This window comes from Methanimicrococcus hongohii (genome assembly GCF_032594095.1).
Lineage (GTDB): Archaea > Halobacteriota > Methanosarcinia > Methanosarcinales > Methanosarcinaceae > Methanimicrococcus > Methanimicrococcus hongohii.
In genome coordinates this window covers 751397-775102 of sequence record NZ_CP131059.1, presented here as the reverse complement: position 1 = coordinate 775102, position 23706 = coordinate 751397, and the positions used below count along the sequence as shown (strand labels likewise).

Annotated in this window: 18 protein-coding genes, 1 other RNA gene and 1 pseudogene; 12 read left to right on the top strand and 8 right to left on the bottom strand. The window is 41.5% G+C overall.

What is annotated here, in order from left to right; genetic code table 11:
* Positions 1-4: 4 nt before the first annotated feature.
* A complete protein-coding gene (locus MmiHf6_RS03530; RefSeq protein ID WP_316558325.1) occupies positions 5-856 on the bottom strand; it encodes an ATP-binding protein in 852 nt (283 codons plus the stop codon).
* Positions 857-1354: 498 nt separating this feature from the next.
* Between MmiHf6_RS03530 and MmiHf6_RS03525 the strand changes: the two genes are divergently transcribed.
* Genes MmiHf6_RS03525 through MmiHf6_RS03515 form a run of 3 tightly spaced genes read left to right on the top strand, consistent with a single transcriptional unit; the run spans position 1355 to position 3484 of the window.
* Positions 1355-1912, top strand: coding sequence for a DUF116 domain-containing protein (locus MmiHf6_RS03525; protein ID WP_316558646.1), 558 nt, complete (start codon positions 1355-1357; stop codon positions 1910-1912).
* A gap of 2 nt (positions 1913-1914) precedes the next feature.
* Complete coding sequence (locus MmiHf6_RS03520) at positions 1915-2874, top strand: DUF116 domain-containing protein (RefSeq protein WP_316558324.1); 960 nt, start codon at positions 1915-1917, stop codon at positions 2872-2874.
* Positions 2846-3484, top strand: coding sequence for a ribonuclease HepT family protein (locus tag MmiHf6_RS03515; RefSeq protein ID WP_316558323.1), 639 nt, complete (start codon positions 2846-2848; stop codon positions 3482-3484). The genes MmiHf6_RS03520 and MmiHf6_RS03515 overlap by 29 nt, the downstream gene beginning before the upstream one ends.
* 681 nt (positions 3485-4165) lie before the next feature.
* On the opposite strand, the gene rnpB is transcribed toward MmiHf6_RS03515, so the two are convergent.
* Together rnpB and MmiHf6_RS03505 are read right to left on the bottom strand one after the other, a co-directional pair.
* An RNA gene (gene rnpB, locus MmiHf6_RS03510) (RNase P RNA component) lies at positions 4166-4530 on the bottom strand.
* A 172-nt stretch (positions 4531-4702) separates the two neighbouring features.
* Positions 4703-5308 (bottom strand): tRNA (cytidine(56)-2'-O)-methyltransferase, encoded by a 606-nt coding sequence (locus MmiHf6_RS03505; protein WP_316558322.1) that lies wholly within the window; start codon positions 5306-5308, stop codon positions 4703-4705.
* 377 nt (positions 5309-5685) lie between these two features.
* Between MmiHf6_RS03505 and MmiHf6_RS03500 the strand changes: the two genes are divergently transcribed.
* The 6 genes and pseudogenes from MmiHf6_RS03500 (at position 5686) to MmiHf6_RS03475 (ending at position 14691) form a co-directional block, all read left to right on the top strand.
* Positions 5686-6582 carry a DUF7502 family protein gene (locus MmiHf6_RS03500; protein ID WP_316558321.1) on the top strand — a complete coding sequence of 299 codons (897 nt, stop codon included), beginning with the start codon at positions 5686-5688 and terminating at the stop codon, positions 6580-6582.
* A 421-nt stretch (positions 6583-7003) separates the two neighbouring features.
* Positions 7004-7900, top strand: a pseudogene (locus tag MmiHf6_RS03495) (AAA family ATPase); the annotation flags it as partial.
* Positions 7901-8179: 279 nt separating this feature from the next.
* Complete coding sequence (locus tag MmiHf6_RS03490) at positions 8180-9058, top strand: DUF58 domain-containing protein (RefSeq protein WP_316558320.1); 879 nt, start codon at positions 8180-8182, stop codon at positions 9056-9058.
* 2 nt (positions 9059-9060) lie between these two features.
* Positions 9061-10968, top strand: coding sequence for a VWA domain-containing protein (locus MmiHf6_RS03485; protein WP_316558319.1), 1908 nt, complete (start codon positions 9061-9063; stop codon positions 10966-10968).
* Positions 10969-11991 carry a hypothetical protein gene (locus MmiHf6_RS03480; protein ID WP_316558318.1) on the top strand — a complete coding sequence of 341 codons (1023 nt, stop codon included), beginning with the start codon at positions 10969-10971 and terminating at the stop codon, positions 11989-11991.
* On the top strand, positions 11992-14691 hold the full coding sequence (locus tag MmiHf6_RS03475) for a hypothetical protein (protein WP_316558317.1): 2700 nt from the start codon (positions 11992-11994) through the stop codon (positions 14689-14691). It begins immediately after the preceding gene.
* Between the two features lie 766 nt (positions 14692-15457).
* On the opposite strand, the gene MmiHf6_RS03470 is transcribed toward MmiHf6_RS03475, so the two are convergent.
* Positions 15458-16180 (bottom strand): fimbrial biogenesis chaperone, encoded by a 723-nt coding sequence (locus MmiHf6_RS03470; protein WP_316558316.1) that lies wholly within the window; start codon positions 16178-16180, stop codon positions 15458-15460.
* Positions 16181-16964: 784 nt separating this feature from the next.
* On the opposite strand from MmiHf6_RS03470, the gene MmiHf6_RS03465 reads away from it, so the two are divergent.
* Together MmiHf6_RS03465 and MmiHf6_RS03460 are read left to right on the top strand one after the other, a co-directional pair.
* Entirely contained in the window at positions 16965-18248 is a 1284-nt protein-coding gene (locus MmiHf6_RS03465) for an amidohydrolase family protein (protein ID WP_316558315.1), read from the top strand.
* A gap of 325 nt (positions 18249-18573) precedes the next feature.
* Positions 18574-19029, top strand: a complete 456-nt coding sequence (locus MmiHf6_RS03460) for a universal stress protein (RefSeq protein ID WP_316558314.1) — start codon at positions 18574-18576, stop codon at positions 19027-19029.
* Positions 19030-19616: 587 nt separating this feature from the next.
* Here MmiHf6_RS03460 and MmiHf6_RS03455 read toward each other — a convergent pair.
* The gene (locus MmiHf6_RS03455; RefSeq protein ID WP_316558313.1) at positions 19617-19793 is read right to left on the bottom strand and encodes a hypothetical protein; all 177 of its coding nucleotides are present in this window, start codon (positions 19791-19793) and stop codon (positions 19617-19619) included.
* A 246-nt stretch (positions 19794-20039) separates the two neighbouring features.
* On the opposite strand from MmiHf6_RS03455, the gene MmiHf6_RS03450 reads away from it, so the two are divergent.
* Complete coding sequence (locus tag MmiHf6_RS03450) at positions 20040-20786, top strand: precorrin-8X methylmutase (protein ID WP_316558312.1); 747 nt, start codon at positions 20040-20042, stop codon at positions 20784-20786.
* Positions 20787-20883: 97 nt separating this feature from the next.
* On the opposite strand, the gene MmiHf6_RS03445 is transcribed toward MmiHf6_RS03450, so the two are convergent.
* The 3 genes from MmiHf6_RS03445 to MmiHf6_RS03435 all read right to left on the bottom strand — a co-directional run bounded on the left by MmiHf6_RS03445 (position 20884) and on the right by MmiHf6_RS03435 (position 23501).
* Positions 20884-21489, bottom strand: a complete 606-nt coding sequence (locus MmiHf6_RS03445; RefSeq protein ID WP_316558311.1) for a hypothetical protein — start codon at positions 21487-21489, stop codon at positions 20884-20886.
* Positions 21490-21762: 273 nt separating this feature from the next.
* Positions 21763-22473, bottom strand: coding sequence for a 2,5-diamino-6-(ribosylamino)-4(3H)-pyrimidinone 5'-phosphate reductase (locus MmiHf6_RS03440; RefSeq protein WP_316558310.1), 711 nt, complete (start codon positions 22471-22473; stop codon positions 21763-21765).
* Between the two features lie 161 nt (positions 22474-22634).
* A complete protein-coding gene (locus MmiHf6_RS03435) occupies positions 22635-23501 on the bottom strand; it encodes a CBS domain-containing protein (protein ID WP_316558309.1) in 867 nt (288 codons plus the stop codon).
* Between the last annotated feature and the right edge of the window lie 205 nt (positions 23502-23706).

The window sequence follows — 23706 nt, the reverse complement described above, 5'->3', positions numbered from 1 at the left end:
AAATTTAATCTTCCAATATCCTGCCGTCCGTTGAAATCACAACAATGCGCCACGGAATCATTTTGCCGCTGTTTTGAAGCGCTGTTTTAACGGCATTTTCAAGACCGGTGCAGCAGGGAACTTCCATACGTGCAATCGTTACGGATTTGATATTGTTGTTTTTAATAATTGCCGTAAGTTTTTCGGAATAATCGCCTTCGTCTAACTTAGGGCAGCCGATAAGCGTGATTTTGTTTTTCATAAATTCATTATGAAAATTACCGTACGCGTATGCCGCGCAGTCGGCGGCAATCAGCAGATGAGCGCCGTCAAGATAAGGCGCGTTTGCAGGCACAAGCTTGATTTGAATCGGCCATTGCGCAAGCTGAGATTGTCTTTCCGAGGCAGCTGCAGTATTTGAAGCAGTTGTCTGCGCTGCGGGCGCAGCCGGTGCGGCAGATGCGACGGCCGTCGGCGCTGTCGGGCGTTTGATCGTCTTCATGTTCGTTCCGGGACAGCCGTAGGCAAGCGGGGCTGCTTCGGCGGGGCGTTCAATGACTTTTGCGTTTGTTCCGGGACAACTTCCCGCGGTCGGAAGCGCAGCGCTGCTGCTGTTGCATTTATTCTCCTCCGGTTTGCTTTCGATTGCCGCCCCGGCATTTTGGAATGAAATTGCGCCCGTCGGACACTTCGGCAAACATCTGCCTAATCCGTCGCAGACATCGGGCTGCAAAAGTTTGGCTTTGCCGTCTGTGATTCCGATAATTCCCAAATGACAGGCTTTTGTGCATAAACCGCAGCCGACGCATTTTTCTTCATCAATCTTTATAATGTTTCTAACGGGCTGACCCGTATTTTGAGAATGTATGTTTATCATTTCTCAAATCCACCTCTCTCGTTTTTATTCATATTCAACAACGATCGTTTAGTATATATAAGATACTGTCTATATATTCATGAAAGGTATTATATACATTTGAAGAATATTATATATTATAATTTATTCAAATTAATCGTGAGAAATTGTTTTATTGAATGACACGGTTAAGTCCTTTCAAATAGTTATCCTTAAAAAACAGAATCAAAAAACGAAATTAAAAATAAAGTAAAACGAAATTAAAAACAAAATTAAAAACGATTGCAAAAAACAGTTTAAAAAATTGCAAAACAAAAACAGTTTAAAAAATTGCAAAAACAAAAACATCTTTTAAAAAAACGCATGTGAGGGACTTTTATCGCTATCAATTACATTTTAATCGGGAAAATCGCCGTCTGGCTTTTATTATTCATTATTCTTTTCAATTTGCTCGCGTTAGCCATCGGCATTTACAGCATCCGAAAAAAGAAAGTCATTTTTCCGACCTTCGTTTTATTTATGCTCTATTTGTTTTACGCGCCCGTCAAATGGGTTTTTCATGCGTTTTCAATGAACGATTTGCTCGTAGATGAAATTCTTGTTGAAATCCAAAACACCGTTTATCTGAATAAATTCAAAAAACAAACGGAACGAAAAGTCATTCTGCTTCCGCAGTGTCTTCGAAGCAGCGAATGTCGTGCCCGCTGTGATCCGCTTTACGGTTTTATTTGCACCAAATGCGGTCGCTGCGATGTCGGTGAAATTATGAAAGAAGCCGAAAAGCGCGATTTTAAAGTTTTCGTTGTTCCCGGAAGCAGTTTCGTCAAAAAAATCTTTAAAGAATATCGTCCGACTTCATGTATCGGCGTCGCCTGCCCTGTAGAACTCAGCGAGTCTATGCAGAAAACTTCCGTTATTCCGTCACAAGGCGTTTATCTTATCAATGACGGCTGTTTTGAAACAAAAGTAAATGTCGCTGACGTGATTTCTAAAATGGAATTGGTCTCGCCGATTCCGAATGAATCCGTTTTGAAAACAATAACATTATCCGATCTTGAAAAAAAGGGAGATGTTTGATTATGCCGTCACTTATTCCTGCGATCTCGTTTTCAAATTCAGATTTGTCTTTTTCAAATTCAGATCTGTCTTCATCAGTTTCATCGATTGCAGTTTCGTCTTCGTCTTTGACAGACATTTCGTCTTTGTCCTCACATATTTCCGCTTTATCTTCAACAGATGCTGCAGCGGCAATTTCAGACACGGCTTCAACTGTTTCAACGGCGGTTTCGACCTCGATTTCGACATTTTTTTCTGACATTCTTTCCGCTTTATCTTCGATAGTGAATTCAATCACAACTTTCATTTTTTCTTTGTTTTCATATGATCAAATCGGACGCCTTCTGGTTATCGGTCTCGTCCTTTCCATAATTTTGCTTTTTATCGCATTTTATATCGGACACTCGCGCCTTCAGAAAAACGCGGCTTTCGCGTCTTATGCTTCTCGAGTAATGGATTTCTTTTACAAGCCGCTTCTTGCCGTTTATATGTTTGTTTACAAAAGTCCCGACAAACTTCATAAGATGATGTCGGAGCTCAAAAACACGGCTCAGCGCAAGAAATTTTCTCAGACGAAAAACAGAATCATACTTGCGCCGCATTGTATGCGTCATGCGGAATGCAAAGCGCGCACGACGCGCACGGGAATTCAATGTACTTCCTGCGGCAAATGTTCTTTTGCCGAAATGAAAAGGCTCTCGGAAAAGCACGGCTATAAACTTTATATCATTACAGGCTCATCTTTTGTCAAACATATTTTAAAACATCCGGATGCAAAAGGAACGGACGGCGTTTTGGCAATCGGCTGCAATTATGAAATTAACAAAGGCATGCGCGAGCTGAAACGGACAAAAATAATGACTTACGGCATTCCGCTTTTATCAGCCGGCTGTTACAATACGGATATTGATTTAGAAGAATTTGAAAGAGAATTGATTTATTTCGGGGGATTAAATGGAAAATCACAATCACAACAATCATAATCGCGGTCATGAATGTAATCACGACCATTCTCACGATTGTGACCATGACCATTCTCAAGAACATTCTCAAGAATGCGGTCATGATTATTCTCATGAACATTCTCAAGAATGCGGTCATGATCATTCTCATGAACATTTACATGACTCTCACGATCGGTTTCATGAATCTCATAATCATGATGCACACGCGCGCGGCTATGACCGGCCGCTCATTGACGGCGCGGACGATGACTCCTCCTGCGCTTGTTCCTGTCATCCCGAAGACGAAAGCGCTAAAAAAATCGTTGAAAGAATGGTTTTTCAATTGGATGAAGTCATCGCTCTCTCTTCCGGCCCTGTTTACAGCGATTTTATTACAAACGAAAATCTTCAGCTTCGTTTGATTGATTTATTGAATAAAGTGGAAGAAGAAGCGCTTTCTCTTCCCGATGATTACAAAAAGAGAAAACCGAAAGCGGATTGGGAGTTTCTCCAAACTTTGAATATTCAAATCACTCATCCCGAGTTCGGTATGAACCCCGAGACGCTTTGGGATATTGTTCGTCTTGAAATTCCGTTCCAAAATAAAATGCTCGGGATTATCATCAACGGCTGCAGTCACGAGCAATAATTCAAAATTCTGTTTTTCTTTTCATTCTTTTTTATTTTTCTTTCATTTCTCTTTTTATTTCTTTTTTATTTTTGGATAAACCTAAACATCGGTTTTGATAATTTCTTTAAACCCGAACGCCGCTAAAAATCCTAATCTTAATTTTTAGATTTTAGTGAAAAAAAGCGTTCCAATTTTTTTAAATTGATAAAAGACGATGTTTGATTTTTGAAAGAAATGTATGAATAGTCAATGTACCGCTCCTCCAACGACGAGTTCCCGAAGCGTAAGCGGAGGGAAGGAGGAGATGGAGATTCTGACTACGAGTCGACGAAATAGCAGACTCTGCTCTTTATTTTTGTACAATATAATATTCTATTTAGCGCGATTTGTCGGTATTTTATCTTTTTATTCGTATGGGAAGAATCCGACAAGTCTCAATTCCCTTCGCTTCGCTACGGGAATCTCGACTTGCGGGGGCGGTATTTGGACTTTTCATAAATCCCAATTCAATCGAAACATCGGCTTCATTTTATTCTAAAAAAATCGAACGCCGTCTTTTATCCAAAATCTAACTCATTTAAAATTAGTGTTTTATCGGGCGTTCAGGTTCACCGGTTTTTTATATTGGATGTTTAGGTTTATCTAAAAATAATAAAAAAGTACAAATAAATAAAAAAGTAGCAGAAAATTTATGTACGCGGGTCCGGCGAGTAAGCTCCCTTCTGTTTTCTGTACTTTCAAAGAACATTCTTATCTTTGATTCATCAACACGATTTCTCAATATTGAAATGTACGACGGCATTCGGCTTTGCGTCTTTTAACTCGGGCGCGCTTTCAAATCAAACGCGTATCTCCCGAAACAACTTGCACCTGCGGGGTTTTACCGTTGCATCCGTGCGCCGTGCGCCTCAGTTTTTCACATCATCGCTGACACGGCCCGGTATCGTTTCTGTGCCATAGCCTTGACTCTCGCCAAAAGTTCTTCACAAACATCCGCAAATCTGAAAGAGGGTGGGGAGACTTTCCTCAGAAACATTCGTTTCCGCAGCCGCCCTGCCGCTCCCGCGTAGTCAGAAAAAAGGAACGTGAAATATTTAATGATTCGCTTTGAATTTTTAAAAATTGAAAAATGAAAATTGGAATATTAAAAATGGAAAATTAATGAAAAACGGACGATAGGTTTGAAAATCTATAAAAAATTGGTGCGGCTCGCGCGCGGCGGCAGCGGCCGAAAAATCAGTCTTTTTTCTCTTCCGATTTCTTTTTTTGCTTTTTCTCTTTCTTTTCTTTCAATTCATTATCATGAATCACGTTTTTCCCTTTCGCAGTCGGAACGACCGTCAATTCAGCGTTGTCAAAAACAGTTGTTAACGAATCCTTTTCTGCGATTCTGTCCATCGCAATCGCAAGCGCCGCAACTTCCGAGTGCGGCTGGTTGCCGACAGCGACATTCCAATCGGCAAGCTCGTAAACTTCGCCCGGGACCTTTTCCGCGCCGACAATTAACATTAATTTGTTCTGCCTCTTCAATTCGGGAACGGCGTCCGGAAGATTAATGCCGTACATCGACAAATGACAGACTTTTCCGCCCGCTTCCTTCCATTTTCTGATTTCTTTTGTCATGCTGACATTATTCTTGACAAAGAAATCGCCTCCGAAACGGCTCGCCATCTCTTCAATATTGCTCGCAATCTTTTGATCGTCAGACGCGAGAAGCATACCGTTTGCGCCCAGCGCGCGCGCGGTGAGGCCGACGTGCGTCGTAATGCGCTTATCTCTCTCGGGACGGTGACCGAGTCTTAAAACAACAATCTCTTTTTTCATTTCATTATCTTCAGTCATTTTCGTCCCTTTTGCTTAGAATCAACAGATATCAACACAAATACACCACATAACATTTAAATGATTCTTGTTTTATCTATTATTTGTTATTGATTTAATTAAAAAAACTCTAAAGTTAAAAACAAAAATAAATCGAAAAATCGAAAAGTCTAAAACCAATTAAACTTCAAATTCGTTTGAGTCTATGTAAAATTTTAAATATCAATGTGTCTGTTTATTCATTCTAAATTATTATTTGAATAGTATAACTAAAAAACACGCAACACCTAAAACGAATAAATATTATTAATGAAAACAATTATTAATAAGTATTTTTTAAATGTTAATTATAAATTTTACATAAAACGGAAAAAACGAATACAACAGATGTGATCATATTGGATCTTGAAATCTTTACACGCAAAATGGATTCTGTCATACGTCGCTATCGAACGATTTATGATCTTCTCGAATTCTTGGCAATCGCTTTAATCATTCTTTTGATTGCCGTCTATTTCAACTTAGATGAAGTTTTTAAACTCATTCCGTGGACGGAACCGTATGTCGGCTTGTCGCCCGATATTCCGCTCTTCACAATCAATTACGAAACGATTTTCCTGTTCTTCATCGTTTGTCTGTTCTCGCTTTTGATTTTGGAAGTTATTGACAGGAGCAGAGGCAGAATCTACAAACTTCTTAAACGAACTCCCCCGAAACGCCAAAAATCGCAGGACCTCGTTGAAGAAACATACCCCGAACTCAAAGACCGCTTGAAAACAGCATACGACAACCGCGATTCTGATAATTTCATCGCGGCAGAACTCCGCACTTCCGTCGCGCAAGACATCGAAGGCGTTGCTTCAACGGACCTTATCGACAAAAAAAGAGTCGCTTACAGTTTGGGCGCAATCATAGTTGCCGGCCTCTTTTTGACGGCCATTTTCTTTACGGGATACACATCTTCTTTCTCTCCCGGCGACGTTTGGGACAGATTCCCGAACGGCTCAATAACACAGCCGCCAGTTGATGAAAATACCTCTTCCAACAACTCTTCCAGCATCCCGACAGAAGCGCCGCCGATTTCAAGTTCGCCCGGCGTTGATATAGATGTCACGCTGCCGCCCGGCGCGGGCATGGGACCGGGAGACATGCTTGAAGGCAGCGAAAGCAATTTCACGCCGTCACAGCCCTACGCGCCCGAGAGTTTAAGCTCGCAGCACTTCTATGATACGCTGCCGGCAGGCTACGAAGATGTCATCAAAGAATATTTTAAGAAATTGGCTGAAAACAGCTGATTTCATTTTTTATTTATTCAAAAATCATTATCAATCTCATAAATTAATCTCATAAATTAATCTCATAAATTAATCTCATCAATTTTAAAATAACATTTTTTAATTTCAAGAACAGAGGAATATTATGGAACCGGAAAACACTGAAACATCCTACCGCTATTCAAAAGAAAATTTAAATGACGAAGAATTCGATCAAGATTACACCCCCGGCTTCACAGACGAATCCGAATCATACGCGCCTTCTTATGCGCCCGATGACTCCGATTCGTTTGATGAAGCGCCTGCGGCTGCCGATAAATTTGCTGCCGAGTCTGCCGGCGAACCTGCCGATGCGGCGCTCGCGCAGGAACATGTTTACAGCGTTCCTCCAAAATCCGTTGCCGATCCCGCGCTCGTTAAAACCTATGAAAACGCGCACAAAATCTTTGAAACATTATTTAACGAAATCGGACAAGTCATCGTCGGACAAAAAGAAGTCGTCGAAGAAGTCATGATCGCTCTTTTATGTAACGGTCACGCTCTTTTAGAAAGTAATCCCGGTCTCGGTAAAACATTGACGATCTCAACGATTTCAAAAGTCGTCGACCTTTCTTTCAACCGTATCCAGTGTACGCCTGACCTGATGCCGGCCGACATTACCGGTACCACAATCGTGGAAGAACACGGCGGCAACAAATCATTCCGTTTCGAACAGGGTCCGGTTTTCGCCAACATCGTTTTGGCTGACGAAATCAACCGTGCATCGCCGAAGACGCAGTCCGCGCTCTTGGAAGCCATGCAGGAAAAGCAGGTCACCGTTGCCGGCCACACCTATCCGCTTGACAAACCGTTCTTCGTTCTCGCAACGCAGAACCCGATCGAACAGGAAGGGACATATCCGCTTCCGGAAGCCCAGCTCGATCGTTTCCTTTTAAAAATCCTCGTTCCCTATCCCGATTTTGATGAAGAACTGGAAATCGTTAACCGCTACACCGCTCAGACATCTCCGACAACATCGCGCGGCATTTCAAAAGACACTTTGATGAGCCTTCAAAAATTGACACGCGACGTCCCGATTTCAGAAGAACTGAAACAAAGAACCATTCGGTTAGTCATGAGAAGCCGTGACGGCGGCGCAATCGAATACGGCGCCTCTCCGCGTGCCTCCATTGCAATTATCTTAGCGTCCAAAGCCCGCGCCTTGATCCACGGACGCAATTACGTCGCAGAAGAAGACGTCATCGCCATGTCTTACCCCGTTTTAAGACACAGAATCATTCTCAGTTTCGAAGCCGAGCGCTCGGGCGTTACACCCGATGACGCAATCGAAGACCTTCTCATCGAAGGCGGTTTCTTAAAAGCCAAACCGCAGGAGAATGAATCTTCAGGACTTCGCGCAAAATTACCGTTTGGTTCCAAGAAATAATTTCAGCGGAAATTCGAAAGCAGTCGAATGCAATAGCAAATGCATTATAATATGCAAAATAATAAATGCATCATAATATGCAGAATAATAAATGCATCAAAAGCAGAATCGAATTAAAGTGAATACAAATCGAACAAAATCGAAACAAAAGTATGTATCGATTGGCAACGAACCCTTTAACGCTGAAAAAACATGGCTGAAACAAAACATAATTTCGATATCGAGTTTCTCAGGCAGCTGGACCGCTACAACATGGCGATTCGAAAACGCGTGTCAACCGTTTACGCCGGAAACCGTCCGTCCACGCGTATCGGAAAAGGCATTGATACGGTCGGCTATCGTGAATATTATCAGGGCGATGATATGAAGGACATCGACTGGAAAGCTTATTCCAGAACCGAAAAGCTCTACATCCGCCAGTTCGAAGAAGAAAAAACATTGACGGCGCACATTTTGCTTGACGCCAGCAAAAGTATGGATTTTCCGGACAACACGACTAAAAAATACGAATACGCCGCAATGATGGCACTCGGTGTCGCTTACACCGTTTCCCGCAAAAACGACAAATTCGCGATTTCTACTTTTAACGAAACGATCGACATCAACGCGCCGAAACGCGGCATGAGATATTTGCTTGAACTGACAGACCGATTGGCTTCTCATGAACTTGAAGGAACGACCGATTTGGATATTTGCACGCACAAATATGAAAAGCTCATCAAATCACGCTCTCTTGTTGTCATTATTTCCGATTTCATGGAAGATCTCAAACACATCGAATCCTCCGTTCACCGTTTATCCGGCAACGATTTGATTCTGATCCAGATTTTAGATCCGTTTGAAAAAAATCTTCCGATCAAAGGCGATTCAAGGTTCTACGATATGGAAACCGGCGACGAAATGAAAACTTATTTGAGTGATTCTTTCAGAAATAATTACTTAAAAGAGTTAGACAATCACATCGCAGCCATTGACCACATCTGCAAAAAGAACGGCGCTAAATTTTATTCTTTTACAACGGAAGCGCCTGTTTTTGATTCATTCTTACAGATTATTGACCGAGGTGCATGAAAATGGCAATTACAGATTCATTGGCATCTCTTCCTTTCATTTTCCCGTGGGCTTTAATCGGTCTCTTGTCAATTATTCCGCTGATCATTCTTTACATGCTCCTTCCAAAACCTTTTAAAGTGAGCATGCCTTCCGTCATGTTTTTGATGAAAGTGGAAGAATCGCGCGAAAAAATTTATTCTTCGATTACAAAAATCGTTAAAGATCCGCTTTTCATCGTGCAGCTTCTCGTTTTGATCCTACTGGCGATTGCGGCGGCAGGCCCTTACATTTTGTCTTATGACACGCTCAGCGACGAAACGACGGTCATTATCATTGACGGCTCTGCCAGTATGCAGGCCGGCGACCGCTTCGGCGAGGCGCAGCGAGATGCTCCGCGCTATCTCAGTCAGGTCAATACTGTCATTTTGGCGTCTTCCACGCCGGTGATCGTTGCCGAAAACGTCAGCGCATCAGATGCCGAGCGGGCGATTCAAAGTCTTACTACGCGCGCGGTGACGGCAGACATCGGCTCGGCCATGGCATCAGCTGCCAACATGCTGTCCGCAAAAGGCGGCTCCGTTTACGTGCTGTCCGACTTTACCGCTTGGGACGGTCTCAATCCGATTGAAGCGAAAAACCTTCTCGGCAGCGGCTTAAACGTGACTTTCGTTCCGTACGGCTCAACGACAAGCAATAATTTGGGAATCATTAACGGCTACTTGGAAAAATCCAACGGCACTTACAATTATCATTTCATGGTCCGCAATTATGATACCGGCGTCAAGACTGTTTACGCAAATGTGACAACGACGCTGCCAAACGGGTCTAAATTGGTTTACTCGCCGTTGACCGTTTCCGTCCCGGGTGACAGCGCCGACACTTTCGTTTTCAAAAATGTCAGCCGCGGAACGACGGAAATCCGTCTCGCAACGAGTGACGCGATTGAGTCGGACAATTACGCTTATGTCTCCATTCCGGGAACGCAGTCGGCTGAAGTTCTTTACATTTCGGATACGACCGGATTGCCGTCTCAGATCGCGCTTGAGCTGATTCCCGAATTGACGGTGACGAATACGGATGAAGTTCCGGAAGAATTGTCTCAAAATTACAGTTTCGTTGTCGTGAACATGGGTGATCGTGTTTTAACGGGAACGGAAGTGGATTCACTTCATACTTATATTTCAAACGGCGGCGACTTGGTTTTTGTTGCGGGCAATTATTTGGAATCGGTCAATCAAACTGTCAATATGTCCAGAATGCTTCCGGTTCGTATCAATTCGACCGTTACAAGTATCGACGGCACTCAAATTTACGCGATCGGCAGTGATTTCACGAGTGATTTGGATTTGAACAGCGTTTACATGAAAACATATTTGTACGCAGAAACGCGCGACCTGACGGCAACGACTTATCCTGTTATGACGATGGAAGGCGTTCCGATCATGGCTTACGGTCCGTACACGAACGGCACGGTTTTCTATTTCGGTTTGGATGACCATCCCGGAGACGACGCGTGGAATAACTTTGCAAGTTTCCCGGCATTTCCGGTCTTTTGGATCCGCATTGCCGATTATTTCGCAGGCATCGGCGACATTTCCGATTACAACGTGAAAGCGGGAACGATTACGACGCTTTCCAATGAAACTGTCATTACGACGCCGGAAGGCAATGTCACGACAAACCGCATTTTGTTTGATCATGTCGGCATTTACACGATCGGTCAAAAGCAGGTTGCCGTGAATATGTATAATGATAAAGAATCCAATACGCTGACGGAACGTTTGTCCGGTATTGAAAATGCGAATGACGGCAGCGAATTGCCGACGCAGTATGAAATCAAGACCAATTTGTTCTACATTTTCGCAATACTCGCGGCGCTGTTTATGATATTGGAGCTTTATTTGCTCAGAAAACGGGGGGATATTTAAATGAAATATTTAAAAAATCTCTCTTGCGCTTTTATTTTATTGATATTGGCAGTTTCTATGATGAATCCGATTGCGTTTGCAGCAACTCCTTATGTGTATTATCATTCTGTTGTTATCCAGGATGCTACAAAAGATCCGTATATTAATGCAGATCTTGTTCAATTTGTTGATGTATACAATTTTTCAGACAAGACATTTCAAGATGTTTATATCTTCATAGATGTCTCTGACAGTGCCAGTGCATGGAGTGTAAACGCTAAGCCTATTATTTCAAATTTTAAAACATCAGCTGTAAACATCATTGATAATGATTATTTCAACAATACAAATATTACTTATTTCACAATTGGTGATACAGGTCGTTCCGATAAAGGTACATTTTATTATGTTGGAAAATCCCGTGAAGCGACTGCACTCAAAACAGAAATTATAAATTTAAAAACCGGGGATGGGCAGACTGATATAATCAATACTTTTAACAATGCGATTCCCGTCATGGAAAATAGATCAAACAAACCACTCATCATTATTCTTTCAGACGGCAATTTGGTGAGTCATATAACATATAACGAATTATTGAGTGCGACAAATCAGGTTGCTGAATATGACGCGACAATTCTTTTTATGAATTTGTACACAAATGGTTCTAAACGACCAAATTGGTTTAATGATTCGGGCGGCAACATTTATGCACAAAAATTGATGAGAAATTATAAGGGGGAAGGCATTTACGTGGAGTCAAGTTACGGTTTGCCCATCGATTTCATTTTCCATTCTTCAGAATATAATGAAGTTTTAAATGAAACTTTAAATGAAACTGTTACAGCACCAGTTCTTGACGCAACTTCTCAAACCGACGGATTTGATAATTCTGTACCTGAAAATTCAGAACCGGAAAATAAAACATCATTTTCAAATGAATCCAATAATTATTTGCTTTATATTTTCATGGCGGCAATGGTTGTAATTATGCTGTTCATTTTAAGAGAATTGTATTTACTCAGAAAACGGAGGGAGAATTAAATGTATTTTGATCATTCTTGGGTATTGATTTTCCTCATTCCCGCCGTTTTAATTGCGCTTTATTTCTTTAAAAAAGCGGTCGGAAGAAAGCAGCAGCTTCTTGTCAGTTCACGCGCCGTTATTGCCGTGATCCTGATTATCGCTTTGGCGAACCCGATTTCGTTTATGACGGTGACGCGAACGGATGTGAATCCCGATTTGGTTCTCGTCGTTGACAATACGTCAAGTATGGGATATTTCGAAACCGGCGGCGGTCAGGAACTTTACGATTATTTCTCGGATAAATTCCAAGTCAAATATGATACGATTTCGGGAACGACGACGGCGCTCGGCGAAAAAGTCGCTCAGTACGCGGACGGCAGGAATCAAATCATATTGGTGTCTGACGGCAACAGCAATCTCGGGCAAACGCTGGAAGAAGGCATTGACGTTGCGGTTCAGACGAATACGACTGTGTCAGCCGTTGTTCCGACACTGATTCAAAATGATTTGAGCATCGAACTCACGGGCGACAAATCTGTTATTTACAGCAACACGCAGGAGTTCGGCATTACGGTCCGCCAGGCCGGGACCGATTCCGTCACTTACACTTATGTCATCAAACAGAACAACAATACGATTCTGAATGAAACGATGACGATGGAAGAGGGCGAACAGGAAAAGACGACTTATTTCCAGACACGCTTTATGTATCTCGGCGCGCACACGCTTGAAGCGACTTTGACATCTTCGGCGGATACCGATACAGTTAATAATGTTTTCACAAAATCGATTTATGCGATTGAGAAGCCGAACGTGATTGTTGTCACGTCCGAATCCGGCGCTTCTTTAACGCAAGTGGTCGGTTCTCTTTACAATGTGACTGTTGTTGAAAATTTAACGGTTTTCGGCGACAATTTGGGTGAGGCGCTTGCCGGCACGAAAACGGTTGTTTTAGATGATGTGTATATCGGCAATTTGACTGAATCCGATGTCGCTTATTTGAAAGAGTATGTCTCAGACGGCGGCGGTTTGATGGTTGTCGGCGGCAAGACTTCTTTTGATTATCCGGTCGGTCATTCCTATTTGGATACATCGTTTGAAAAGCTGCTTCCGGTCGTTTCCGTTCCGTCGGACTGGGAAGGCATTCAGGATGTTTATCTTTTCATTGACGTTTCTGACAGCGCCAGTTCGTTTGCAGCTAACAACGAGTCGATTTTGTCAAATATCAAAAAATCGGCGATCAATATCATTGAAAGCGATTATTTCAAGGAAGCGAATATTACTTATTTCACAATCGGCGACCAGTCTCGTAATGATTCGGGCGAGTTCTATTTTGTCGGAAATCCGTCGGAAGCTCAGGCTCTTAAAAAAGAGATCGAAGATTTGAAAACGGGTGACGGCCAGACTGATTTGGTCCACACGTTTGATAATGCGCTTCCGATTATGGAAAACAGGTCGGGGCAGCCGCTCGTCATTATTATTTCTGACGGCAATCTGCTGAATCAGAGAACTTATAATGAATTGCTCCGCGCAACGAATCAGGCTGATAAATACGGCGCAACGATGCTTTTCATGAATCTTTATACGAGCGGTTCTAAGCGTCCGGATCAATTCAATGATTCCCGCGGCAACATTTACGCGAAATCTTTGATGCGTAATTACAAAGGCGACGGCGTTTATGTTGAATCCAATCAGGGTCTTCCGATTTATCCCAACTTCTCTCAGATGTTCGGCGAAGTTGAAAATCCGAATGAAAATGTGACGGAATCCGGTCTTTACATTTCCAATCCGAGGCATTTCATTGTTCAGGGCGTTAATATCAGCGGAACGAATGTCAGCGGCTACAACGGTGTCACGCCGAAAGCGGGGTCGGACAAGCTGCTGATTGCAAGCGACGGTTCTCCGATTCTGACGGTTTGGCGTTACGGTCTGGGACGCGTTGCTGCTTTGACAACTGATAACGGCGTCGGCAACGGTAATTATTGGGCTTCGGAGCTTTATACGGCGCCGGGGACAAAAATCATATCGGCGACGACGAATTGGGTCATGGGCGATCCGAATAAGGAAAGCGGTCTTGTGATCGATTGTCCGGATGCGTTTGTCGGCATACCGGTGACGCTGCGCGTTCAGATGTATGATGAGGGCGTTCCCGTTTTGACGCTGGATGATCAAAGAATTTTGCTGACGATGGAGTCGGAAGGCGTTTATACGGCGGAATTGACTTTCAACAGAACGGGGACGTTTAATATTTCAGGCTATCCTGTGACGGTTAATTATCCGCTGGAATTCCGCGACATCGGCGTGTACGGCGATTTCCGTAAATTGGTTGAATCGACAGGCGGAAATGTTTACACGGTTGCTCAGGCAAAAGCGCTTTACATTCAAAACAACGGTGACACGACGACTTATCAGACTCGTGAAGCTGTCAGTTTCAATGTTTTCCTGCTGCTTTTGGCGCTGATTATTTTCCTCGCCGAAGTGATTTACCGCCGCGTGGTCGAAATCAAAGAGTTGAAGCGTTTGCATGAAGAATATGACAAGCGTGAGAAAGAGTCGCCCGGTGCGCCTCCGCCGCGACCGGATATGTCGCAGTTCCGGCGCCAAAATGATATGGCAGCGGATGTGAAAACGGATGCGAAGAAGTTTTTGGCGAAAATGAAAGAAACCAAAGACAAAACAAAAGATAAAGTTAAAGATAAATCAAAAAAGGATAAGTGAAAGGGTTTTTCCTTTCCTTTCTCTTTTATTTTCTTTTTCTTTTCAATTTTTTCTTTTTTTCAATTTTTTCTTTTTTCAATTTTTCTTCTTTCCTTTTATTTTTTTTCATTTTCTCTTTTTTGTGCTGCCCGCCGCGCGCGAGCTGCTCCATTTTTCTAATATTTTCAAACTTGTCCTGCATTTTTATTTTGTTTCGAGATAAAACCTAAACATCCAATTTTCAAAATCGGTGAACTTGAACGCCCGATAAAACCTTAATCAAAATGTTTTAGACTTCGATAAAAGAAGGCGTTCCGTTTTGAATAATTTTGATGAAAAATGATGTTTCAATTAATTTTCTAAATTAAAATTAAAAGCCAAAATACCGCTCCTCCAACGACGCGTTTCCGGAGCGCAGCGAAGGAAAGAAGGAGTTGGAGATTCTAACCATACGTCGACGAATTTGCAGTCTCCGATTGGTTGGTTTTAATTAAAAAAGCAGCAGTTGTAATGTGATGTTTTATTCGTCGTGGAAAGAATCCGCCAAGTCTCGTTTCTTCGCTTCGCTCAGAAACTCAACTTGCGGGGGCGGCGTTTGAACTTTTCATTTAATCTTCTTCAAAAACAAACATCGTTTTTCATTCAATCCAAAAAAAAACCTGAACGCCGTTTTTCTTCCAAAATTTGATTTAGATTTTGGGTTTTAAAGGGCGTTCGGGTTTATCGAAAATTAAAGAAAATGGATGTTTGGGTTTGTCTGAAATTTTCTTCAGCTGCAATCTGTTTTTTATTTTTTATTGAATTTCGATTTTGGTTCCGATTTCATTTCTTTTCGAACAATTATTCCGACGATAACCAATAACACAATCAATAGAAGAATTACAACTCCGACTAATTTAATCAGACTGTTTTCTTTTGTTTCTTTTTCATTCGAAAATGCTTCTTTATTTTCATTTTCGTTTGATTCCGAGTTCATTCCGGATTTGTTTTCGCTATTATTGCTTCCGTTTCCGCTTCCGTTTTGATTTTGGTTTTGGTTTTGAACGGATGCCGCCGATCCCGATGAACTGCCGCCTTTTGAAACGTTTCCTGTTCCGCCGTTTTCTCCTGCAAAAATAATCGGAATAATATAACCGACGGGTGTTTGAGTATCCGGGTTTCGAATTATTTTTAATTTGTATTCTTCCGAATTCGGATTAACGGATTGAATCGGAATTGAAATTTCCAATTGATAAGATTCGCCCGGCTGAACCGTTATTTTTGATTTTGATAATTCAAAATTGGAGTTCGGGTTTGTTTTGCCGCTCGTTTGTTCAACGTAAGCCACATATTCCGTTGCTGTTTCGCCTGTGTTTATTAGAGTCACTGTTTTTGTTTCGGAAGCGCTGTTTGAATTCGAATCAACTTCCAATTTCATCGGCGCGACCGCGTCACTGATGACAATATTGGATTGTTCCGTTTCGGCGAAAGCAATGGTTGCTGTTCCCGTTAAAAGAGCAGCAAGTATCAATAGAATTATTAAAAATCGGGTATTCTTTGTCTTTTTTATTTGATTTGATTGATTTGTTAGATTTGCTTTCTTCATTTGATTTGGTTGTTTTGACATTTTGTTTGATTTTGTTTTTATCAAGTTCTCACCTCAGGTTTGGTGAGATTTTCTTCAAAGACAATAAACCGTTCGATTTTTTCAAAATGCAAAAGTTTATAAACGAAATCAGAAGGCTGAAAATATATTTTTCATTAAATTGAATCGGAGTTGAATGAAAAATGGAGAGTGGACGTGATGAATAAAAATGAAGAATAAAAATGAAAAATGAAAGTGAAAAATAAAATGAATGTGAAAATGGAAAACAAATATGGAAAACAAATATGGAAAACAAATATGGAAAACAAATATGAAAAATTAATTTTAAATCCATAATGATGTGCTGTCGCCCTTTACTAACACCCGATGACTCATCTCTTCCGGTAATCCTCAAAATCGTCTCAGGTTTCCCTCGCAAAGGGCATTTCCGCACGGATTATTGTACCGCATTGGGGTTGTCCGAACAATCACAGACAGCGTTATCCAGATTCTCATGCCGGGACCTATACAATGCGACATTTCCAAAAGACGGGCAAAGGATAAATAATTTGTTTGACGTTTTTGATTTTAATTTTTAATTGTTTCAGTCTTTGGTGTTTTAATATTCAGTCTTTAGTGTTTTAACAATTTGTTTAATGATTATTTTGATTTGATTGGATTTTTGAATTTTTTGATTCTTTGATACTTTGAATTTTGAGGAATTTTATATATGTCAGGCTTTGATGACTCCGATTTTGTTCGGCTTCTTGAGATTATTGATCGGACCGAAAAAGAAAGACGAAGTGAAACGGCTGACAACTTTCCCAAATTTACCGCTCAAGACGGTTACGGCGATTACGGCGGCGATTATGACCGCGTCGTTTCAGGTTTGATTTTTGCGGGAACGGAGCCCGATTTGATTTACGGAAACGTTTACATCGAAAACGGAATCATCCAAGAAATTGAAGAAACGAGCGGCTCGCACCTGAAATCCCGAAACTGGATCGTTCCGCGCTTTATCAACGCGCACACGCATATCGGAGACACGCTTTTGAAAGATCCGCCGCTCGGCCCCGAAGTCAAGCCGTACGCGTACAAAAGAGATTTAGATTCACTCGTCAAGCCGCCGAACGGTTTGAAACACAAATTTTTAGCCGGCCTGAATACGGAAGACGCGATCAGTTCAATGGAATCCGCCATTTGGGATATGTATCAAAACGGCATTTCCGTTTTCGCCGATTTCCGAGAAGGCGGAATAAAAGGCGCCGCCGCTTTAATTGAAGCTTCTAAAAACGCCGGGCGCGATATTCATCCCGTTATTTTCGGGCGCCCGACTTTATCAGGATATTCAAATAATTCAAACAATGATTCCGATTTCACGACATCGAATTCATTTTTGGACGAACTCAGAGATTTGCTTGAAATCACGGACGGTATCGGTGTCAGCGGCACAAATGATGTCGATGAATATGTTTTGGCAAAAATTGCCGCAAAAACGCAGTCCAAAAGAAAACGGCTGGCAATTCATGCCGGAGAAAAAGATCGAAGCGACATCGAATCGGCGCTTGCTTTGGATCCCGATTTGCTTATTCATATGACGCACGCACAAGATTCGGATTTGAAAGCTGCTGCCGACTCTGAAATTCCGATTGCGGTCTGCGTTCGCTCCAATTTGGTAACGGGCGTCGGTTTGCCGCCGATTTTAAGCATGCTTGATGAAGGAATTCCGGTATGTATCGGAACGGACAATGTCATGCTCAATTCGCCCGATATGTTTGAAGAACTTCATTTCCTGTCAAAAATTTACGGCATCACTGATGCGACGCTTTTTAAAATGGCTGCTTCCAACGGCGCCGAAGCGCTCGGCTGCCGGTTCACGGGGTCGATTGAAGTCGGCAAAAAGGCGGATATGATGGTTTTAAATTCAAAATCTTTGAATTTGAAGCATGTCAAAGACCCGCTGGCCGGATTTGTCAGGCGCGCGCGAGCCGATGATATTTTAGGAATTGTTTAATAATCCAAATTAAAGAATTATCATTTATTATCATTTATTTATCATTTGAAGAATTAATTTGAAGGATTAATTTGAAGGATTAATTTGAAGGATTAATTTGAAGGATTAATTTGAAGGATTAATTTGAAGAATTAATTTGAAGGATTAATTTGAAGCATTAAAAATTATTTGAAGAATTAGAGTTCATTTTAAAAGAATCAATTTTATATTCGATGTCTCACTCTTTATTATTAATTATTTATTTTTTTGTCCGGATTTAAAATTCGCAATTAAACTTTCAGCAATTAAAAATTCGGAAAAACAATTCATACAGGATGCTCGGGTTATGACAGGAAATCTCTATAACACAATTGTTGTCGGAACGGACGGAACGGAATATGCAAAAAAAGCCATTAACGCGGCTGTCGGATTGGCAAAACTGACCGGCGCAAAACTTTATGCGGTTTATGTTTCCGATGTTTCCAATATCACGCCGACCAGCGTCGAATGGGAAATGGTCGCAGAAAATCTTAAAATCGAAGCGGAAGCGGCATTTGAATTCGTTCGCGACAGAGCAGGTGCAGAAGGCGTTGATTTTGACACCGTCAATTTGTCGGGCGCCGCCGCACAGGAAATCGTTCAATACGCCAATCAGGTCAACGCCGATTTGATTGTCGTCGGCGCAACCGGTAAAAAAGCAATTGAAAGACTGATTCTCGGAAGCGTTTCCGAAAAAGTCGTCAGAAGCGCCAAACAGCAGGTATTGATTGTCAGAAGCGACGGAACAGAATCAGACGCTTAATCTCGTTTTTTCTTTTTTGTTTTATTCTTTCCTTTTATTCTTTTATTTTTCTTTCTTTTCTTTTTACTGCTGTTCCATTGCGTGCCGCTGCGCCCGCGCGAGTTGCATCATTTTTCATATTCTTTTCAAATTCATTTCTCCGTTTTTATTTCAGAATCGTCAATTTACTGATTCATGTTTATTGTTTTAAATTTTGTTTCGGTGAGTCAATTTTTTATTCGTATGGGAAGAATCCGCCAAGTCTCAATTCCCTTCGCTACGCTGCGGGAATTTCAACTTGCGGGGGCGGCATTTGAATTTCATAATTTATTTTCAAAAATCAAACATCGGTTTTATCAAATCTAAAACAAAAACCGAACGCCGTTTTTCTTTGAAAGGATAATTTTATTTTAAGGTTTTAATGGGCGTTCGGGTTTATCAAAAATTAAAGAAAACCGATGTTTGGTTTTATCCAAAAATTGAAGAAAAGACGAAATACCGATCCTCCAACGAGGCATTTCATGAGCGAAGCGAGTGAAATGATGAGTTGGAGATTCTTTCCCGTACGAAATGAAAATTAAAAACATTTTTTTATTGCCGCTGCCCGTCTATTTGCTGTTGCCGCTGCCTGTTTGTTCGCTGTTGCCGCTGCCTGTTTGTTTGCTGTTGCTGCTGCCTGTTTGTTTGCTGTTGCTGCTGCCTGTTTGTTTGCTGTTGCTGCTGCCCGTTTTTTTGCTGTTGCTGCTGTCAATCTGTTTTCTGCCGTCGCCGATGTTCACGTTCACGCGAATCGCCCGCCGCGCGCGAACCGCACAGTTTTTTAAATCCTTTTCGATTCTTCTCCCCTCGTTTCTCTTTAAATTCTCAATTTGTCCGTTCTTTTCCGAATTGAACTGTCTCAGAATAGTTTTTAATAATTGGGCGATTATTTATCAAGCATATTGCACATTACTTGCATTAAGATAAATCGTTTTTACGAATACGCTTAAAATTCAAAACTCACACTTAATTACATCTTAAAGGTGTCAAAAATGTCCGGTGAAGATCAAAAAGATATTGAAATCAGCATCAGTGAAATATATGATCGGCTTCAGCACGTTCCGATGCCGACGCCGAAAAAGGAAAAAAAGCCGGAAGAGTTTAACGAACTTCACGATGATGTAAACGAAAACAGAATCCGGAAGAGTTGTACGGAAGTTTCGGGCGACATTGATTACAAACGTTTTCTTGTTTTCAAAATGCATCCGGTCGCCGCGGCTTTAAAAGCTTTCAAAAACGATTCCGTCGTTTACGTCGACACGCCGCTGATGCGCGCCGCGATTCTTTCCAAAATTCAGGAAGAAAACGAAAAGGCAATGATTGAAAAACCGCGCGGCGGCTTTGATTCCGATAAATCCGCGAAAAAAGTCATCCTTAAAATCCCCGAAATCATTTGCGTTGCCGAACATCCGAAAGCGGAAGAAATGGCAAAGAACCACAATATCTCAAAATCAATGGCCGGTTTCATGATTTTAAAAGACGAAATTAAAAAATCAATCGTCATCATCGGCAAAGACGATCCCGCTCTCTTAAGCGTTTGCAGAATGGCCGAACGCGGCGGTCTGCCTTATTTGGTTCTCGGCTTCCCCGCAGGAATCGGCACACAAATGACATCTAAAGAATATTTAGCAGATGTTACAGAATTGCCGCGGATTACAATGTCGCAAACCAAAGGCGGCGTTGAAACCGCAGCGGCCTGTTTTGTTGAATTGATGAAAATTTATGAAGAAGGATTGTAAATTCAATCCTTTTGATTCCATTTTTATTTTTTAATTATTTACATTTGCTTAATTTTTAATCATTTTTACCTTGTTTTTTATTCTTCCCTTTTTGTTTTTACTCATATGTGTATTTGTTATATTCAGCATTTATAAGCTCAATCGTCATGTCTTCATTGATATAAACATCATAATGAATTTCACATTTTACCGTTTCAGACCAATTTGACCGATAAGTCAACCGTACACTGCCTTGCGTTTCTCCTTCAAATTTCCAGTTGTGAATATTTGTTTCACCGGATTCTGAAATGAATGTTTCTTCGCTTATCATTTTCAGCTTTCCGTATTCAACTGTTTCTAAAATCCATTCTCCGGCAGAGTCAAGCTGTTCTTCAAGTGTTATGTTAACAGTTTTGTTTTCTTCAATTTTCAATCCTGTTTCCAAAGGATTATTGATTGTTTTGACTTGCAGAACTGAAAGAAGCTTCATTACTCGATTATTTTCAGCGACTTCGATTTGGTAAATAAATTCTTCTTTAACGAATTTATCCGATAAATCTGTCAATTTAAAGTCTAATTCAACCGTTCCATTTTTTTGACCGGAAAAATTCCATAAATGCGGGCCTGACGGATATCTTATGGATTCTTTTTCAATTGAGAAAGATTCGGGTATAATATGACCCATATCATCACAAAACACAATTCCTTCGGGATTTGCCTCCAACAGCCAACTTTCAGTCTCAGTGTCTTCGGTAAAACTAAAGAGCAAATATAAATCGCCGGTAAATTGAGCCAAGCGATATTCTCGAAGAACAATTATTTCTTCTTCAGAGTCTTCTTGTTTATCCGATAAACATCCCGAAGAAAATAATGCTGCGCTGATTATGATTGTTAAAAAAAGAAAAGTGAATATTTTTGACATGTTTTAGATTTATGAATCTGTTATGTTTTATTTGTTCCGTCATTTTCTATTTATTTTTTCTATTTTAATTCGTTTTTAATCTTCGTTTTTCACTTTCCAAGTCAGCAAAATCCCGTCTTCAATTTTTTCTGCCGACTCCAAAGTCAATCTCTTAATTTTTTCTTCCGAAAAACCGTCGCCGTCGGCGAATGTCGGTGCCGTTTTCCCGCCGATGATCAAATTGCCGACAAATATTTTTAACTCATCAACGATTCCGGTCGAAATCAGCCCGTAATTGAGCGCTGCGCCGCCTTCGACCATCAGTCGGTCAATTCCTTCGTTTTTGAGCTGTACAGCCATTTCTTCAAGATTTACGCGGTCAATTCCGGCGACAATAACTTTTGTTTCCGGCATCTTTGAAAACGCGTCAACTTTTTCTTTATTTTCGGCAGCGGCAGATTTGGAAACGACAATGATTTTTCTGCCTTTTCCTTTCTTAAAAATGTCGGCGTCAAGCGGCGTGCGCGCTTTGCTGTCCACAATAATTCGAATCGGATTTTCTTCTTTTCCTGCAGCAACGCGCTTCTCACGCCTCTCTTCCGATTTGACAGTCAGGCTCGGGTCGTCCGCCAATACGGTGCCGATGCCGACCATGATCGCGTCCGTTTCCGCGCGCAGCTCGTCAACGCGGTCAAAATCCATTTTGCCCGAAATCTTCACTTGCTTGCGCTCAAAAGTCGAAAGCTTGCCGTCGGCAGACATGGCGGAATTAATGAAAATATAAGGGCGTTTTGTCGGCGGAATCATATTGAATCTCCTTTAAAAACAGAATCGAATCCGTAAAATGAGTTGAATGAATTGATGAATGAATTGACCTAACGAATTATTGATTGAATTAATCGAATCTAAATTTAAGAAAAATTAAAAAATAAACAAAAATAAAGTTAAAAAGAAATGAAGCAAACGCTTCATTCTTCCATGTGAATCAGCGGGATCAAAAGATCGCGGTCAAGCAGCATACCTTCCAATTTGCCGTCCGAGTCGACGACCGGAATCTGGTCGATTCTGGCGCGTTTCATTTTGCGGGCGCAGGAGCTGACGGTTGAAATTTTGGTCGCGGAAATCAAATCCGAAACCATGATGTCTTTTGCGAATTTGTCGTTGGGGAGCTTCACGCTGGAAACGCTGTAATAAATACTCATCGTGTCGCGCATGGATTCCCAAGTCCAGCTGTCATCGTCGTCACCGGCGGACATGTCGGACTTTTCGACGCGGTCTTCAATGATGCTTGAGCCGACGACATCTCTGTCGGAAATGATGCCGACGAGATTCAAATTTGAATCAATGACAGGGCACGCTTTCACATCGGCGAGGTCCATTGAGATAGAAACGACCGGAAGCGGGGTTTGGTCCCAAAGGACATAAACGTGAGATGACAAGAAGTCGCCGATCGGCGTTTCAATGTCAAAATCCGCGATTGCGCCGATTACGTCGGCGGTTGTGATCAAACCTTCCAGGCGACCGTTTTCATCAACGACCGGAAGACGGCGGATATTCTTTTCGTAAAGGAGGCGGGCTGCTTCCTTCAATGATGCGCCGACTTGAATCGTAATCGGGTTTCTGGTCATCAATAAAGCCAGCTGTTCTTCTTCGGGGTTTTTGAGAATGTTTGTTCTTGAAACGATACCGACAACTTTGTTATCTTTCAATACCGGAACGCCTGAGACTTTCTTGTCTTTGAGAATACTCAAAACTTCATCTCGGGAGCCGGGAAGCGTTGCACTGGCCACATTTTTGACCATGATATCTTCAACATTCGGAATATTTGAAGCCATTTTTTACACGCGCCGTTAAGGTTTTTAAAAAATTTAGTTTTTATTTTATATAATTTAATATCATGCGGTAAATATTAATCAACTTCCTAAACAGGATTATGGGATAAATAATTGTTGTCTGTAATAGCTGCCCTCTAATAAATACTCGCCTGATTCCCAAATTATTTAATGATAATTTAAAGTTTCATTCAATAAACAACTTCAA

Excerpts from the sequence above, each read along its gene's own strand:
- MmiHf6_RS03530 (WP_316558325.1), bottom strand. The coding sequence starts at position 856 with ATGATAAACATACATTCTCAAAATACGGGTCAGCCCGTTAGAAACATT.
- MmiHf6_RS03525 (WP_316558646.1), top strand. The coding sequence starts at position 1,355 with ATGCTCTATTTGTTTTACGCGCCCGTCAAATGGGTTTTTCATGCGTTT.
- MmiHf6_RS03520 (WP_316558324.1), top strand. The coding sequence starts at position 1,915 with ATGCCGTCACTTATTCCTGCGATCTCGTTTTCAAATTCAGATTTGTCT.
- MmiHf6_RS03515 (WP_316558323.1), top strand. The coding sequence starts at position 2,846 with ATGGAAAATCACAATCACAACAATCATAATCGCGGTCATGAATGTAAT.
- MmiHf6_RS03505 (WP_316558322.1), bottom strand. The coding sequence starts at position 5,308 with ATGACTGAAGATAATGAAATGAAAAAAGAGATTGTTGTTTTAAGACTC.
- MmiHf6_RS03490 (WP_316558320.1), top strand. The coding sequence starts at position 8,180 with ATGGCTGAAACAAAACATAATTTCGATATCGAGTTTCTCAGGCAGCTG.
- MmiHf6_RS03485 (WP_316558319.1), top strand. The coding sequence starts at position 9,061 with ATGGCAATTACAGATTCATTGGCATCTCTTCCTTTCATTTTCCCGTGG.
- MmiHf6_RS03480 (WP_316558318.1), top strand. The coding sequence starts at position 10,969 with ATGAAATATTTAAAAAATCTCTCTTGCGCTTTTATTTTATTGATATTG.
- MmiHf6_RS03475 (WP_316558317.1), top strand. The coding sequence starts at position 11,992 with ATGTATTTTGATCATTCTTGGGTATTGATTTTCCTCATTCCCGCCGTT.
- MmiHf6_RS03465 (WP_316558315.1), top strand. The coding sequence starts at position 16,965 with ATGTCAGGCTTTGATGACTCCGATTTTGTTCGGCTTCTTGAGATTATT.
- MmiHf6_RS03460 (WP_316558314.1), top strand. The coding sequence starts at position 18,574 with ATGACAGGAAATCTCTATAACACAATTGTTGTCGGAACGGACGGAACG.
- MmiHf6_RS03450 (WP_316558312.1), top strand. The coding sequence starts at position 20,040 with ATGTCCGGTGAAGATCAAAAAGATATTGAAATCAGCATCAGTGAAATA.
- MmiHf6_RS03440 (WP_316558310.1), bottom strand. The coding sequence starts at position 22,473 with ATGATTCCGCCGACAAAACGCCCTTATATTTTCATTAATTCCGCCATG.
- MmiHf6_RS03435 (WP_316558309.1), bottom strand. The coding sequence starts at position 23,501 with ATGGCTTCAAATATTCCGAATGTTGAAGATATCATGGTCAAAAATGTG.